Annotated in this window: 10 protein-coding genes; 9 read left to right on the top strand and 1 reads right to left on the bottom strand. The window is 55.9% G+C overall.

The genetic code is table 11. The features are described from left to right. The first annotated feature begins 500 nt into the window (after positions 1 to 500). The 6 genes from DD586_RS16605 to DD586_RS16580 all read left to right on the top strand — a co-directional run bounded on the left by DD586_RS16605 (position 501) and on the right by DD586_RS16580 (position 7,650). Complete coding sequence (locus tag DD586_RS16605; RefSeq protein ID WP_012885973.1) at positions 501 to 1,853, top strand: MFS transporter; 1,353 nt, start codon at positions 501 to 503, stop codon at positions 1,851 to 1,853. A 20-nt stretch (positions 1,854 to 1,873) separates the two neighbouring features. Next, positions 1,874 to 3,235: an enolase C-terminal domain-like protein gene (locus DD586_RS16600; RefSeq protein ID WP_012885972.1), complete on the top strand. Its 1,362-nt coding sequence runs from the start codon at positions 1,874 to 1,876 to the stop codon at positions 3,233 to 3,235. 15 nt (positions 3,236 to 3,250) lie between these two features. Further along, positions 3,251 to 4,591: a glucarate dehydratase gene (gene gudD / locus DD586_RS16595; RefSeq protein ID WP_012885971.1), complete on the top strand. Its 1,341-nt coding sequence runs from the start codon at positions 3,251 to 3,253 to the stop codon at positions 4,589 to 4,591. An 86-nt stretch (positions 4,592 to 4,677) separates the two neighbouring features. Then, positions 4,678 to 5,448, top strand: a complete 771-nt coding sequence (garL, locus tag DD586_RS16590) for a 2-dehydro-3-deoxyglucarate aldolase (protein ID WP_012885970.1) — start codon at positions 4,678 to 4,680, stop codon at positions 5,446 to 5,448. A 68-nt stretch (positions 5,449 to 5,516) separates the two neighbouring features. Next, positions 5,517 to 6,407 (top strand): 2-hydroxy-3-oxopropionate reductase, encoded by an 891-nt coding sequence (garR, locus tag DD586_RS16585; RefSeq protein WP_196229114.1) that lies wholly within the window; start codon positions 5,517 to 5,519, stop codon positions 6,405 to 6,407. A gap of 100 nt (positions 6,408 to 6,507) precedes the next feature. Continuing rightward, positions 6,508 to 7,650 (top strand): glycerate kinase, encoded by a 1,143-nt coding sequence (locus DD586_RS16580; RefSeq protein ID WP_012885968.1) that lies wholly within the window; start codon positions 6,508 to 6,510, stop codon positions 7,648 to 7,650. 125 nt (positions 7,651 to 7,775) lie between these two features. Here the strand turns inward: DD586_RS16580 and barA are convergent, their stop codons facing one another. Continuing rightward, positions 7,776 to 10,544 (bottom strand): two-component sensor histidine kinase BarA, encoded by a 2,769-nt coding sequence (gene barA / locus DD586_RS16575; protein WP_012885967.1) that lies wholly within the window; start codon positions 10,542 to 10,544, stop codon positions 7,776 to 7,778. A 60-nt stretch (positions 10,545 to 10,604) separates the two neighbouring features. Between barA and rlmD the strand changes: the two genes are divergently transcribed. From rlmD to mazG, 3 genes are all read left to right on the top strand, one after another. Then, the gene (gene rlmD, locus DD586_RS16570) at positions 10,605 to 11,939 is read left to right on the top strand and encodes a 23S rRNA (uracil(1939)-C(5))-methyltransferase RlmD (protein ID WP_012885966.1); all 1,335 of its coding nucleotides are present in this window, start codon (positions 10,605 to 10,607) and stop codon (positions 11,937 to 11,939) included. Positions 11,940 to 11,948: 9 nt separating this feature from the next. Next, positions 11,949 to 14,186, top strand: a complete 2,238-nt coding sequence (gene relA, locus DD586_RS16565) for a GTP diphosphokinase (RefSeq protein ID WP_012885965.1) — start codon at positions 11,949 to 11,951, stop codon at positions 14,184 to 14,186. A gap of 62 nt (positions 14,187 to 14,248) precedes the next feature. Beyond that, complete coding sequence (gene mazG, locus DD586_RS16560; protein ID WP_012885964.1) at positions 14,249 to 15,046, top strand: nucleoside triphosphate pyrophosphohydrolase; 798 nt, start codon at positions 14,249 to 14,251, stop codon at positions 15,044 to 15,046. Positions 15,047 to 15,162: the final 116 nt, after the last annotated feature.

Genomic DNA, 15,162 nt, shown 5'->3' with positions numbered 1-15,162 from the left:
GTTCACTGTTGCTGCTAATAATAACTTTGCTCGGCATCAGTATAGGTGAGGTTTCCACCATCATGCATTATGCAATTGACTGACATCCCGACGCGTTGTGCTTAATTTCTCGGGCGAAGAAACAATAGGCAGTGAGACCTGTCACATTATTCCGTCTGTTGATTTATCCCTTCCTTATTCTGACTGTCGCGCTTTGTGACTGCGATGACAAAAAACGGTGTTTTCGTGAAATGACTCCCAACGAGTTGGGCGATTGCAATAATCCATTTTGGATATTGTGGTGATTGTTGTGCGCCTGTCCAGTGAGGTGCCCGGCGCTGCCCGTTATAATCGTTTCCAGAAGTCTAAGAGGTCCGTGGTTTATTTTTGCTGTTCTGTTTTTCCTTTGCTCAGGTTTCAAACCATTACCGACTCTTGATTTCATTCTGGTAACTCAACCCTACATTGTGTTGTTATTCGGAATGAATGAGCTAACCGCTATCTGAAAGTAGGAGTTCATCATGAATACCGTCAGCACAGCAGCAGGCGTACTACAAAAGAAAACCAACGCCCGTTACTGGATTGTCGTGATGCTGTTCATTGTCACGTCATTCAACTATGGCGACCGAGCCACGATTTCTATCGCAGGCTCCGCCATGTCCAAAGAAATTGGTCTTGATGCCGTTGGCATGGGCTATATCTTCTCCGCGTTCTCCTGGGCTTATGTCATAGGTCAAATCCCCGGCGGCTGGCTGCTGGACCGTTTTGGTTCCAAGCGGGTTTACTTCTGGAGTATTTTCACCTGGTCGCTGTTTACCCTGCTGCAAGGGTTTGTGGATCTCTTCCACGGCTCGGCCATCGTCATTTCCCTGTTTATGTTGCGCTTCATGGTTGGGCTGTGTGAATCCCCGTCTTTCCCCGGTAACAGCCGTATTGTGGCGGCCTGGTTCCCGGCGCAAGAACGTGGTACCGCTGTCGCCATCTTCAACTCTGCGCAGTATTTCGCCACTGTTATCTTCGCCCCCATCATGGGCTGGCTGACGCACGAAGTGGGCTGGGCGCACGTGTTCTGGTTCATGGGCGGCTTGGGTATGGTTATCAGTTTCCTGTGGCTGAAAGTGATTCATGACCCGAAAGATCACCCAGGTGTGAATAAAGCCGAACTGGAGTACATCGAAGCCGGTGGCGCACTGGTCAACATGGATGCGTCAGCCGCGAAAAAAGACGTCGCTCGCGGTGAGAAGTGGCACCAGATTAAACAATTACTGACTTCCCGCATGATGATGGGCGTCTATCTTGGTCAATACTGCATCAATGCGCTGACCTACTTCTTCATTACCTGGTTCCCGGTGTATCTGGTCCAGGCTCGTGGTATGTCGATTCTGAAAGCCGGTTTTGTGGCATCGATCCCAGCCATTTGCGGGTTTGTCGGCGGCGTGCTGGGCGGCGTAATTTCCGATTACCTGATGCGCCGCACCCAATCGCTGACCCTCGCCCGTAAAACGCCGATCGTGCTGGGTATGATGCTTTCTATGTCGATGGTGATTTGTAACTACGTCACTACGGAATGGGTGGTGATCGCGGTGATGGCAGCGGCGTTTTTCGGCAAAGGCATCGGCGCGCTGGGCTGGGCGGTGATGGCGGATACAGCGCCGAAGGAAATCAGCGGCCTGAGCGGTGGTCTGTTCAACATGTTCGGCAATATCTCTGGCATCGTCACGCCGATTGCCATCGGTTATATCGTTGGCAGTACCGGCTCGTTCAACGGAGGCCTGATCTACGTCGGTATCCATGCGCTGGTGGCGATTCTGAGCTTCCTGTTCATTGTGCAGGACATCAAACGCATCGAACTGAAACCTTATAAACCCCACTGATGCCGGGTAAGGACGAGAAAATGAGCAGTACGCAAGATACCCCTGTTATTACCGAAATGACGGTCATCCCCGTCGCGGGCTATGACAGCATGTTACTCAATATTGGTGGTGCTCACGGGGCCTATTTCACTCGTAATATCGTGATTCTCAAAGACAACGCCGGTCACACCGGCGTCGGTGAAGCACCCGGCGGCGAGGTGATTTACAACACGCTGACGGCGATGACGTCACAGGTAGTGGGATCGCAGGTTGCGCGTATGAACCACCTGGTGCATCAGGTTCACAAAGGCAACCAGTCTTCGGATTTCGACTCGTTCGGCAAAGGCGCCTGGACGTTCGAATTGCGGGTCAACGCTGTCGCCGCACTGGAAGCCGCCCTGCTGGACCTGCTGGGGCAGCACCTGAATGTGCCTGTCGCCGAATTGCTGGGGCCGGGCAAGCAGCGCGACGAAGTCACGGTACTGGGCTACCTGTTCTATATCGGCGATCGCACTAAAACCGATTTGCCCTATCTGGAAGGCGAACAGGGTAAACACCCGTGGTATCACCTGCGCCATCAGAAGGCGATGGACAGCGCATCGGTGGTGCGGTTAGCGGAAGCGGCGGCCGATCGTTACGGTTTCAAAGACTTCAAACTAAAAGGCGGCGTGTTGCCGGGCGAGCTGGAAATCGACGCCGTGAAGGCGTTGAAAAAGCGCTTCCCCGATGCCCGTATCACGGTAGACCCGAACGGCGCCTGGCTGCTCGATGAAGCGATAGGCTTGTGCAAAGGCCTCAATGATGTGCTGACCTACGCAGAAGACCCCTGCGGCGCGGAGCAAGGTTTCTCTGGCCGTGAAGTGATGGCGGAGTTCCGTCGCGCCACCGGGCTGCCGGTCGCGACCAACATGATTGCGACCAACTGGCGTGAGATGAACCACGCAGTGATGTTGCAGGCGGTCGATATCCCGCTGGCAGACCCGCACTTCTGGACCATGCACGGTGCGGTACGGGTTGCACAACTGTGTGACGAGTGGGGGCTGACCTGGGGTTGTCACTCCAATAACCACTTCGATATTTCGCTGGCGATGTTTACCCATGTGGGGGCGGCGGTGCCGGGCAAACCGACCGCTATTGACACCCACTGGATCTGGCAGGAAGGCCAGCACCTGACCAAAGAGCCGCTGCAAATCATTAACGGCAAAATCAAGGTGCCGGAGCGGCCGGGGCTAGGCATTGAGCTGGATATGGCGCAGGTCATGAAAGCCCATGAGCTGCATAAAAAACTGCCGAGCGGCGCGCGTAATGACGCGGCGGCGATGCAGTACCTGATCCCCGGCTGGAAATTTGATCGCAAACGCCCGGTATTCGGACGCGAGTTACCCAAGAATTCTACGTTTTAACAGAAGGAAATTACCATGACGTCGCAAAGTTCTACCCCGGTTATTACCAGTATGCAGGTGATCCCTGTTGCCGGGCACGACAGCATGTTGCTGAACCTCAGCGGGGCGCACGCGCCGTACTTCACCCGTAATATCGTGATCATCAACGACAACGCGGGTCATACCGGCGTGGGGGAAATCCCGGGCGGCGAAAAGATCCGCCAGACGCTGGAAGACGCCGCGGCGCTGGTGGTGGGTAAAACGTTAGGCGAATACAAAAACGTGATGACGGCGGTACGCAACCAGTTTGCCGACCGCGATGCCTCCGGCCGTGGCCTGCAAACCTTCGACCTGCGTACCACCATTCATGTCGTCACCGGTATCGAAGCCGCCATGCTGGACCTGCTGGGGCAGTTCCTGAATGTACCGGTGGCAGCGTTGCTGGGCGACGGTCAGCAGCGTGACGCGGTAGAAATGCTCGGTTACCTGTTCTATATCGGCGATCGCAACAAAACCGACCTGCCGTACCAGAGCCAGCCGAATGACAAATGCGACTGGTATCGCCTGCGTCACGAAGAAGCGCTGACGCCGGAAACGGTGGTGCGTCTGGCGGAAGCCGCGTACGAGAAATACGGCTTCAACGATTTCAAACTCAAAGGCGGCGTGCTGGCGGGTAGTGAAGAAGCTGAAGCGGTGACGGCGCTGGCCAAACGATTCCCGCAGGCACGTATTACGCTCGATCCGAACGGTGCCTGGTCACTGGAAGAGGCGATTCGCCTCGGCAAACAACTGCGCGGTGTGCTGGCTTACGCGGAAGACCCCTGCGGTGCCGAGCAGGGCTTCTCCGGTCGTGAAGTGATGGCAGAGTTCCGTCGCGCCACCGGTTTACCTACCGCCACCAATATGATCGCCACCGACTGGCGGCAGATGGGGCACACCATTTCCCTGCAATCTGTGGATATCCCGTTGGCGGATCCGCATTTCTGGACCATGCAAGGGTCGGTACGCGTCGCTCAGATGTGCCATGAATGGGGCCTGACCTGGGGCTCTCACTCCAATAACCACTTTGATATTTCACTGGCGATGTTCACCCACGTGGCAGCGGCAGCACCGGGCCGTATCACCGCCATTGATACGCACTGGATTTGGCAGGAGGGCAACCAGCGCCTGACCAAAGAGCCGTTGCAGATTGTCGGCGGTATGGTGGAAGTACCGAAGAAACCGGGTCTGGGTGTCGAGCTGGATATGGAACAGGTCATGAAAGCACATGAGCTGTATAAAAACATGGGATTAGGCGCACGTAACGACGCCGTAGGCATGCAGTACCTGATCCCTAACTGGACGTTCGATAACAAACGTCCTTGTCTGGTCCGTTAATCCATCGCGGTTTGTTAATTATCGTAGGTTGTTAATGAAGAGCGCCGCGTCATCCGGGGCGGCGCGGTAAAGAGTAAGGACAAAACATGAAGACGCCACTGTTGCCTAACCCATTTCGCCAGGATTTACGTCAGGGAAATACCCTGATCGGTTGCTGGTGTGCGCTGGCTAATCCGATTTCCACCGAGGTATTGGGGCTGGCAGGGTTTGACTGGCTGGTACTGGACGGCGAGCACGCGCCGAACGACATCAACACCTTTATTCCGCAACTGATGGCGCTCAAAGGCAGCCACAGCGCGCCGGTGGTGCGTCCGCCCTGTAATGAACCGGTGATTATCAAGCGGTTGCTGGATATCGGTTTCTACAACTTCCTGATTCCTTTTGTGGAAACCGAAGAAGAAGCCATTCGCGCCGTCGCATCGACCCGTTACCCGCCCGCAGGGATTCGTGGTGTATCGGTCGGCCATCGCAGCAATGCTTACGGCACTGAGCCGGACTACTTTGCCACCATTAACGACAACATTACCGTGCTGGTGCAGATAGAAACGCAGGAAGGGGTGGACAATCTGGACGCGATTGCCGCCGTCGATGGCGTTGACGGTATCTTCGTCGGCCCCGGCGACCTGTCGGCCGCACTGGGGTATCTGGGTCAGCCGAATCACCCGGAAGTGCAGAAAGTCATTCGCCACATTTTTGAACGTGCGGCCGCCCACGGCAAACCGAGCGGTATTCTCGCGCCGGTGGAAGCAGACGCGCGTCGTTATCTGGAATGGGGTGCCCGTTTTGTTGCCGTCGGCAGCGACTTGGGTGTGTTCCGTGGCGCCACACAGGCACTGTGCGACAAATTCAAAAAGTAATTCGGATTAATCAGGGCCGCATCGGCCGTCAACATATCTGACCATGTCACTGAATGGACAACGAGGTTATCGCAATGAAAATTGGTTTTATTGGACTGGGTATCATGGGCAAACCGATGAGCAAAAACCTGATTAAAGCGGGTTATTCATTGGTGGTGCTGGACAGAAATAGTGAAGCCGTTGCCGAAGTGACCGCAGCGGGTGCTAGCGCGGCGGCAACGCCGAAAGCCATCGCCGAGCAGAGCGATATCATCATTACCATGCTGCCGAACTCGCCTCACGTAAAGGAGGTGGTACTGGGTGAGAACGGCGTGATCGAAGGCGCACGCAAAGGCGCTATCGTTATCGACATGAGTTCTATCGCACCGTTGGCCAGCCGTGAAATTGCCGTAGCGCTGGCGGAAAAAGGCGTCGAGATGCTGGATGCACCGGTCAGCGGCGGTGAGCCGAAAGCGATCGACGGTACGCTGTCGGTCATGGTGGGCGGCGATAAAGCGGTGTTTGAGCGCTGCTACGACGTGATGAAGGCGATGGCCGGTTCAGTGGTGCATACCGGTGATATCGGTGCCGGTAACGTCACCAAGCTGGCGAATCAGGTCATTGTGGCGCTGAATATCGCCGCCATGTCAGAAGCACTGGTGCTGGCAACCAAAGCGGGTGTCAATCCAGACCTGGTGTATCAGGCGATTCGTGGTGGTCTGGCGGGCAGTACTGTGCTGGATGCCAAAGCGCCCATGGTCATGGACCGCAACTTCAAACCCGGTTTCCGCATCGATCTGCATATCAAAGATTTGGCGAACGCGCTGGATACCTCTCATGGCGTTGGGGCGCAACTGCCGCTGACTGCTGCCGTGATGGAAATGATGCAGGCACTGAAAGCCGATGATCTGGGCGGTGCCGATCACAGTGCGCTGGCTCGTTATTATGAGAAGCTGGCGAAAGTGGAAGTCACTCGGTAGTTGACAAGGCGGCGTCGGTATCACGCACGCCGCCTGGTTGACGGAACATTTTGATTAGCGCCGGTTCTGCAGCGCGGGTAGTTGATGACGCGAGTCGTTTATGAAAATAGTTATCGCACCGGATTCTTACAAAGAGAGCTTATCCGCCCAGGAAGTGGCGACGCAGATTGAGGCCGGTTTTCGGGAAGTGTTCCCCGACGCCAGCTATGTGAAACTGCCGGTCGCCGATGGGGGAGAGGGAACCGTGGAGGCCATGGTGGCGGCAACCCGCGGTAAAATCATCAGAGTGAACGTCACTGGTCCGCTGGGCGATGATATCGAAGCCTTTTTTGGGCTGTCAGGGGATGAAAAAACGGCGTTCATCGAGATGGCGGCCGCCAGTGGGCTGGAGCGGGTACCGCCGCATCTGCGCAATCCGCTGCTGACCACCAGCTATGGCACCGGCGAGTTGATTCGCAGCGCGCTGGACCACGGTGTGCGTCACTGCATTATTGGTATCGGCGGCAGTGCCACCAACGATGGCGGCGCGGGGATGGTGCAGGCGTTGGGCGCGCAGTTGCTCGATGACGCGAAGCAGCCGATCGGCTTTGGCGGCGCGGAACTGGCCCGGCTGGCGTACATTGATACCCGTTCGCTTGACCCGCGTATTCAGCAGTGTCGTTTCGAAGTCGCGTGTGATGTCACCAATCCACTGACCGGCAAGCAAGGGGCTTCAGCGGTGTTCGGGCCGCAAAAAGGCGCCAGCGAAGCGATGGTAGAACAGCTGGATCAGGCATTGCAGCACTATGCTGGCGTTATCCGTCATGACCTGGATATCGATGTCGAGCAGGTGCCGGGTGCCGGTGCTGCCGGTGGCATGGGCGCGGCGTTACTGGCGTTCTGTGGCGCGGAGTTGCGCCGGGGCATTGAGATTGTGACTGAGGCACTGGGGCTGGATGAGCTGGTCAAAGATGCATCGCTGGTGATCACCGGTGAAGGCCGCATCGACAGCCAGACCATTCACGGAAAAGTGCCGATTGGCGTGGCGTCTGTCGCCAAGCGCTACCATAAACCGGTGATCGGCATTGCCGGTAGCCTGACGGCCGATGTGGGTGTGGTACACGATCATGGTCTTGATGCCGTATTCAGCGTGCTGTACACCATTTGCTCGCTGGAGGAGGCGTTGGATAATGCCGCCAACAATGTGCGTATGACGGCGCGCAATATCGCCGCCACCATCAAACTGGCACAGACGATAGCCTGAGCCACTGACTCATCTCGGGCCGTCAGTAGGACGGCTCATCAACCGGCAGGCGCTGCCTTTGTCTGCGACGCCTGCCTGATGGGAAGCCCGGCTGTTGAGCCTGATGACGCTTCCCGGTGAATAATTCAGGCAGAGATCTCAAGCCGTTTCCGTGCGGCCTTTTCCACATTGGTCATTTCATCCAGTAATTCCAGCCATTCCGGCTCCAGTTCATCAACGGGCAGGCCTTTGCGTAGCGACTGTTCAAGGTAGTGGCAAATCTGTTTGAGCCGCGGCACACCGCTATAACTGCAACTGCCGTGCAGTTTATGAATGATATCGACGAGATTATCCGGCGCGTTGCCATCCAGCACCGCGTTTATCTGCTCACGTACTTCGGGGAGAAAGTCGAGTAACATCGCCAGCAGGTCGCGTGCCAGATCCGGTTTGCTGGCGGCCTGCCGTAATGCCAGGTCCCAGTCCAGTGACAACGGCGATGGTGTGGTTATTGTTGATGGCAACACGGTCAATTCAGGCTCGGGCTTGTTGGTATGGTGTAGCAGTGTCTGGCGCAGCATCTGTTCATCAATCGGTTTGGACAGGTAATCATCCATACCGGCCTGCAATAGCACTTCACGCTCTCCACTCATGGTATGTGCCGTGACCGCTACAATTGGGGTGTGTGCGTGTTGCGGCAACCGCCGGATGTGTTCGCTGGCCTGTAACCCATCCATACCTGGCATCTGAATGTCCATCAGGATGATATCGAGGCGGTTTTCCTGGGCGCGGGCGATCGCATCCGCGCCGCTTTCACACAAAATGATGTTTTCTACCTGTTCTTCCAGCAATGCACCAATCAACTTCAGGTTGGCGGGGTTGTCATCGACCGCCATCACGCTGAGTGGTAAACGCTGGAACGATGTGGCAGGCGGCGGCAGGGCCTGCACCTCTTCGTGCTGATCCTGGCTAAACAGGTTGGTGTCTTGCAGCAGCGATAAGAGCCGTGGTGCGGTGATAGGCTTGCTCAAACTGGCATGAATGCCGAACGCTTTCAGTTGCTCGGCTTCTATTTCCGCCAGGCTGGGCAGCGCCAGAATGACACGGGAGGCCAGACGGCAGAAATCGCGAATTTGCGGCGTAAAATCCAGCAGTGTATTGCGATAATAGATCGGTACGCCTATCAGCAGGATATCGAAGGTGCGCTCCGGCAATTGCTCAGGCGTAGGGCTGTAGCTAACGGTAAGTGGCGTATGCACCAGAATGTCCAGCGTTGCCTGCGCCGCCGCCGGGTTGGTTTCCACGTAGGCCAGATGTTTACCCTGCAACGGCGCAAAGTGATAATCCGGTTCCAGCATGTGTGGATTCAACTGTAGGTTGACGGTGCACCAGAAGGTGGTGCCCTGATTGAGCTTACTGTGGAAGCTGATATCGCCACCCATCTCTCGAACCAGTCGCTGGGTGATCACCAGCCCCAAACCGGTGCCGCCGTGCTGGCGTGAAATGCTGGTGTCTGCCTGACGAAACGCCTGAAATAACTGGGTCTGCTGCGCTTCGGCGATACCGATGCCGGTATCTTTAATCTGGATTTCCAGTAATACCTGCAGGTTTTCCTGTTTGCGTTTCTCGATGCGGATATCGATGTTGCCCTGTTCGGTAAACTTGATGGCATTACCTAGCAAATTGGTAATGATTTGCTGCAAACGCAGCGGATCGCCGACAAACTGTTCCGGCACATCATGCTGAATGTTAAGTGTCAGTTCCAGACCTTTCTCATGGGCGGTGTGCGCCAATAGCATGATCACTTCATCGAGTGTGTTGTGCAGCGAAAACGGGATGTTCTCCAGCACCAGTTTTCCGGCTTCCAGCTTGGAGAAATCCAATACGTCGTTGATGATGTTGAGCAGATTGTTAGCAGAACGCTCAATGGTTTGCAGATAGTCCTTCTGGGTGGTCGTAAGCTGGGTTTTCAGCGTCTGCCGGGTAAAACCGATAACACCGTTGAGCGGTGTGCGCAGCTCGTGAGACATGTTAGCCAGAAATTCGGATTTGATGCGCGCGGCTTCCTGTGCCCGCTTTTTGGCCAAATCCAACTCGACGTTTTGAATCTCCATCTGTTCCAGCGTTTCGCGCAGGTCATACGTCGCCTGGTCGATGTTTTGCTGCATTTCCTCATGGTAGGCGGTCAGTGACATCGCCATCGAGTTGATGCCGTTTTTCAGCATGTCCAGTTCGCCCAGCATGTGGCCTTCTACCCGGCTGTCCAACTGGCCGCGACGGATACGGTCTACGGTTTCCACCATGTTGCGAATGGGCGCTGTCACGTCGCGCATCAGGCGATAGGCCAGCAACATGGCCACCCCCATGCAGAACAGCAACAACATTGCGGCCATGAACATCTCACGGTATTGCTGTAACCGTATCGTGTTTAAATCCAGTTCGACCGCCACATACCCCATGGGCGTTTGTCGACTGACCAGCGTATTGGCGGCAAGCGGGCCTTCGTTTTCGATAGGCATCTGCAACACCAGACTTTCGCCTTCGTCTTGTAATTGCAGCGTGGTCGGTATTGGGCTGCCTGACGGCACCTGCAACATCAATGCGTGTGGGTTGTTCGGATTACTGGTGACGATTAACTGGTTACGGGCGTCAAATACGCTGATGGCGCGCACAATGCCGGAGTGATGGCGGTGCAGCATGTTGACCAATTGTCGTAGCGATTCAGGCTGTCGTTGGGTCAACGCATAGGCGCTGTTGGCGGCCAACGGTTTAATGATGCTGGCACCCGCGTCGGCCAACTGTTCCTGCAACTGGTTATAACGGTGGATGACGAAAAAGCTACTGAGCAACAGCCCGATCAGCATGGTTGGGGCCAGAATCAGTATCATCATTCGTGCGCGCAGACTGTATTTGGTCATGGGGTTCCAATGTGGGACAATTAAGGTCGACTATTCCATTAAATCAATGACAGCACACTTATGGCGCAATTCTACTCTCCAAACCGGCGCGTGACGACCCGGCAAACCCTTACCGTGACGGTGGATGATCTCGATCCATTCGGACAGGGAGTCGCCCGTCATCAGGGAAAAACGGTGTTCATTCCCGGCGTCTTACCGGGAGAGCAAGCTGAGGTGCAGATAACGCAAGATAAACGCCAGTTTGCCCACGCTAAATTACGACGCTTGCTGACCACCAGCGAAGATCGCGTGACGCCGCGTTGCCCACATTTTTCCGTGTGCGGCGGTTGCCAGCAGCAGCATGCCAGCCAGCCATTACAGCATCGCAGTAAATCGGCCGCACTGAAACACCTGATGCAACGGGAAACCGGTGACACCGTGCCGGAGCCGGAGGTTATCGGTGCAGCGGCCTATGGCTACCGCCGCCGCGCACGCCTTGCATTATACTATCAGGCGAAAACACGCCAGTTGCAGATGGGCTATCGGCAGGCGGGGTCGCACGACCTGGTGGATATCCGCGCCTGTCCGATTTTGCATCCGGCGCTGGAAGCCTTACTGGTGCCGTTACGCGACTGTCTGGGCCAATTGCGAGCACAGCGGCGGCTCGGGCATGTGGAGCTGGTCTTGGCGGAGCAAGGGCCGCTGGTCGTTTTGCGTCATCTGGAGCCGTTGTGTGACGCTGACCGGCACGCGTTGACAGCGTTTGCGCAGGCTTGCGGTGCGTCGCTGTTTGCTGCGCCGCAAGCGGACACGCTGGAGTGTCTGCACGGCGACATGCCGTCTTATCGTATCGCCGGGTTATCGCTGGCGTTCAGTCCGCGTGATTTTATTCAGGTGAATGATGATATTAACCAACGTATGGTGGCGCAGGCGTTAACGTGGCTGGAACTGCAACCGCAGGACCGCGTGCTCGACCTGTTTTGCGGCATGGGCAATTTCACGTTACCGATGGCGCAGCACGCCGGTCGGGTGGTCGGTGTTGAGGGTGTCGCGGCGCTGGTAGAGAAAGGTCAGGAAAATGCCCAGCGTAATGGGCTGACCCAAGTCACATTTTATCATCATAATCTGGAAGAAGACGTTACCCGACAACCGTGGGCGTCAATGGGGTTTGATAAAGTATTGCTTGATCCGGCTCGCGCCGGTGCGCCGGGTGTGATGCCGCAGATTGTGAAACTGGCTCCCCGGCGGGTGGTGTATATATCCTGTAACCCCACCACGCTGGCGAGAGATAGCAAGGTACTGATGGCAGCCGGTTATCGTTTGGCCCGGTTGACCATGTTGGATATGTTTCCACATACCGGACATCTTGAGTCAATGGCACTGTTTTTGCTTGGTTCCGAAGGTTCGGTAAAGTAGGGAGAAATTATGGTTGCGGTAAGAAGTGCGCATTTGAATACCGAAGGCAAGTTCGTGCCGGACGCGTGGATTGCCTCCCTGGGTATCGCCAGTAAAACATCGTGCGAACGTCTCGCCGAGACCTGGCGTTACTGCGAAGAAAAAACGCAAGACCACCCGGATGCGATGTTGCTGTTGTGGCGCGGCATCGAAATGGTGGAAATCCTCTCCACCCTGAGTATGGATAACGACAGCATGCGCGCGGCGATGCTGTTCCCGTTGGCCGACGCTAACGTGGTGGAAGAAGACACGCTGAGGGAAACCTTCGGCAAGAATATCGTCAATCTGGTGCATGGCGTGCGCGATATGGATGCGATTCGCCAGCTTAAAGCCACCCAGCACGATTCGATGGCATCTGAACAGGTGGACAATATCCGCCGCATGCTGCTGGCGATGGTGGAAGATTTCCGCTGCGTGGTGATAAAGCTCGCTGAGCGTATCGCCCACCTGCGTGAAGTGAAAGACGCACCAGAAGAAGAACGCGTACTGGCGGCCAAAGAGTGTACCAATATCTATGCGCCGCTGGCGAACCGGCTGGGCATCGGGCAGCTCAAGTGGGAGCTTGAGGATTTCTGCTTCCGCTATCTGCACCCGGATGAGTACAAGCGCATCGCTAAATTGCTGCATGAACGGCGTATCGACCGTGAGCAGTACATTGACGACTTCGTTAAAAACCTGCGCGCCTCGATGGCAACCGAAGGGCTTAAAGCCGAGGTTTACGGCCGTCCCAAGCATATCTACAGCATCTGGCGCAAGATGCAGAAAAAATCGCTGTCGTTTGATGAGCTGTTTGACGTGCGGGCGGTGCGTATCGTGGTCGAGCGGTTGCAGGATTGCTACGCCGCGCTCGGGATTGTGCATACCCATTATCGCCACCTGCCGGATGAATTCGACGACTACGTCGCCAACCCTAAACCTAACGGTTATCAGTCGATCCACACCGTGGTGTTAGGGCCGGGCGGTAAAACGTTGGAAATTCAGATTCGGACCCGGCAGATGCACGAAGATGCCGAGCTGGGGGTTGCTGCGCACTGGAAATACAAAGAAGGTGCCACCACCAGTGGGCGCTCTGGCTATGAAGGGCGTATCGCCTGGCTGCGTAAACTGCTGGCCTGGCAGGAAGAAATGGCCGACTCGGACGAAATGCTCGACGAGGTACGCAGTCAGGTGTTCGACGACCGCGTGTACGTGTTTACGCCCAAAGGTGATGTGGTGGATTTACCCGCCGGTTCCACACCGCTGGATTTTGCCTATCACATCCACAGCGATATCGGTCACCGCTGCATCGGTGCCAAAGTGGGCGGGCGTATCGTGCCGTTCACCTATCAGTTGCAAATGGGGGACCAAATCGAGGTCATTACCCAGAAGCAACCGAACCCAAGCCGTGACTGGCTGAACCCCAATCTGGGGTATATCACCACCAGCCGCGGGCGCTCCAAAATCCACAACTGGTTCCGCAAGCAGGACAGGGACAAGAATATTCTCGCGGGTAAACAGATCCTGGATGATGAACTGGCGCATCTCGGTGTGAGCCTGAAGATGGCCGAAAAACTGCTGTTGCCGCGTTACAACATCAATTCGATGGATGAATTGCTGGCTGGCATCGGCGGTGGCGATATCCGCCTGAATCAGCTGGTGAACTTCCTGCAATCGAAGGTGAACCAGCCGAGTGCGGAAGAGCAGGATCGCGAAGCGCTACGCCAGTTGACGCAGAAATCCCAGCAACCGGCTCAGCGTGTCAGCACCAAGGACAATGGCCGGGTGGTGGTAGAAGGGGTTGGCAACCTGATGCACCACATTGCGCGTTGCTGTCAGCCGATTCCGGGAGATGACATCATCGGTTTCATCACCCGCGGGCGCGGCATTTCTATTCACCGTGCCGATTGCGAACAGCTCGATGACCTGCGCAGCCATGCGCCGGAACGTATTGTCGAAGCGGTGTGGGGGGAAAGCTACTCCAGCGGGTACTCGCTGGTCGTCAGGGTAACCGCCAACGACCGCAGCGGCTTGTTGCGTGATATCACCACCATTCTGGCCAACGAAAAGGTCAACGTGTTGGGGGTATCCAGCCGCAGCGACGTGAAACAGCAACTCGCGACTATCGACATGGATATCGAAATCTACAATCTGCAGGTGCTGGGCCGGGTACTGGCTAAGCTCAATCAACTGCCGGATGTGATTGACGCCCGTCGTTTACAGGGCAATTGATACTGTTTTAATACCGTAAGGCGGGCCGGTCCCGCCTTTGCCATTTTATTATCAGGATTATCATGAATTCATCTGCCATCGAACGCTTACTGCGCATCATGCAGCAACTGCGGGACCCGGAAAACGGTTGCCCCTGGGATCGCGAACAAACATTCGACACCATCGCCCCGTATACGCTGGAAGAAACCTACGAAGTGCTTGATGCCATCAGCCGTAAGGATTTTGACGACCTGCGCAGTGAACTGGGCGACCTGCTGTTTCAGGTGGTGTTTTACGCACACATGGCGCAAGAGCAAGGGTTGTTTGATTTCTCAGATGTGTGTGATGCCATCAGCGACAAGCTGGAGCGTCGTCATCCACATATTTTTGGTGACGCTACCCTGTCGAGCAGTGAAGCGGTGCTGGCTAACTGGGAGCAGACCAAAGCGCAAGAGCGGGCGGAAAAAGATCGCCATTCGCAACTCGACGATATTCCCCAGGCGCTGCCCGCGCTGATGCAGGCGCATAAAATCCAACAGCGCTGTGCCGCCGTCGGTTTCGACTGGACGACGTTGGGGCCAGTGGTCGATAAGCTCTATGAAGAGATCGATGAGGTGATGGCTGAGGCACAGCAGGCGGTGATCGACCCGGAAAAACTGGGTGAGGAGATAGGCGACATGCTGTTTGCGGCGGTCAATTTGTCCCGCCATCTTGGTCATAAAGCGGAAACGGCGTTGCAGCAGGCTAATCGCAAGTTCACCCGCCGTTTCCAGCAGGTCGAGCAACGGATTGCTGCCCAGGGCAAAACCTTGTCTGACGCGACGTTAGACGAAATGGAAATCGCCTGGCAACAGGTGAAAGCATCAGAAAAAAACGATTGAATTCATTTTCTGAGTAAAAGCCGTATTTTATACGCTTTTTCTTGCTATCCGGCTGATTGTAAACCCGAATATTGTCTACCGCCTGCTTGGGAAATACCTTACCAGCCGGAGCCTGT

Source organism: Dickeya parazeae Ech586 (genome assembly GCF_000025065.1).
Classification (GTDB): domain Bacteria; phylum Pseudomonadota; class Gammaproteobacteria; order Enterobacterales; family Enterobacteriaceae; genus Dickeya; species Dickeya zeae.
This window is presented reverse-complemented; position numbering and strand designations above follow the sequence as displayed.

What these genes read in the sequence shown, in the direction of transcription:
- DD586_RS16605 (WP_012885973.1), top strand. Translation starts at nt 501, where the DNA reads ATGAATACCGTCAGCACAGCAGCAGGCGTACTACAAAAGAAAACCAAC.
- DD586_RS16600 (WP_012885972.1), top strand. Translation starts at nt 1,874, where the DNA reads ATGAGCAGTACGCAAGATACCCCTGTTATTACCGAAATGACGGTCATC.
- gudD (WP_012885971.1), top strand. Translation starts at nt 3,251, where the DNA reads ATGACGTCGCAAAGTTCTACCCCGGTTATTACCAGTATGCAGGTGATC.
- garL (WP_012885970.1), top strand. Translation starts at nt 4,678, where the DNA reads ATGAAGACGCCACTGTTGCCTAACCCATTTCGCCAGGATTTACGTCAG.
- DD586_RS16580 (WP_012885968.1), top strand. Translation starts at nt 6,508, where the DNA reads ATGAAAATAGTTATCGCACCGGATTCTTACAAAGAGAGCTTATCCGCC.
- barA (WP_012885967.1), bottom strand. Translation starts at nt 10,544, where the DNA reads ATGACCAAATACAGTCTGCGCGCACGAATGATGATACTGATTCTGGCC.
- rlmD (WP_012885966.1), top strand. Translation starts at nt 10,605, where the DNA reads ATGGCGCAATTCTACTCTCCAAACCGGCGCGTGACGACCCGGCAAACC.
- relA (WP_012885965.1), top strand. Translation starts at nt 11,949, where the DNA reads ATGGTTGCGGTAAGAAGTGCGCATTTGAATACCGAAGGCAAGTTCGTG.
- mazG (WP_012885964.1), top strand. Translation starts at nt 14,249, where the DNA reads ATGAATTCATCTGCCATCGAACGCTTACTGCGCATCATGCAGCAACTG.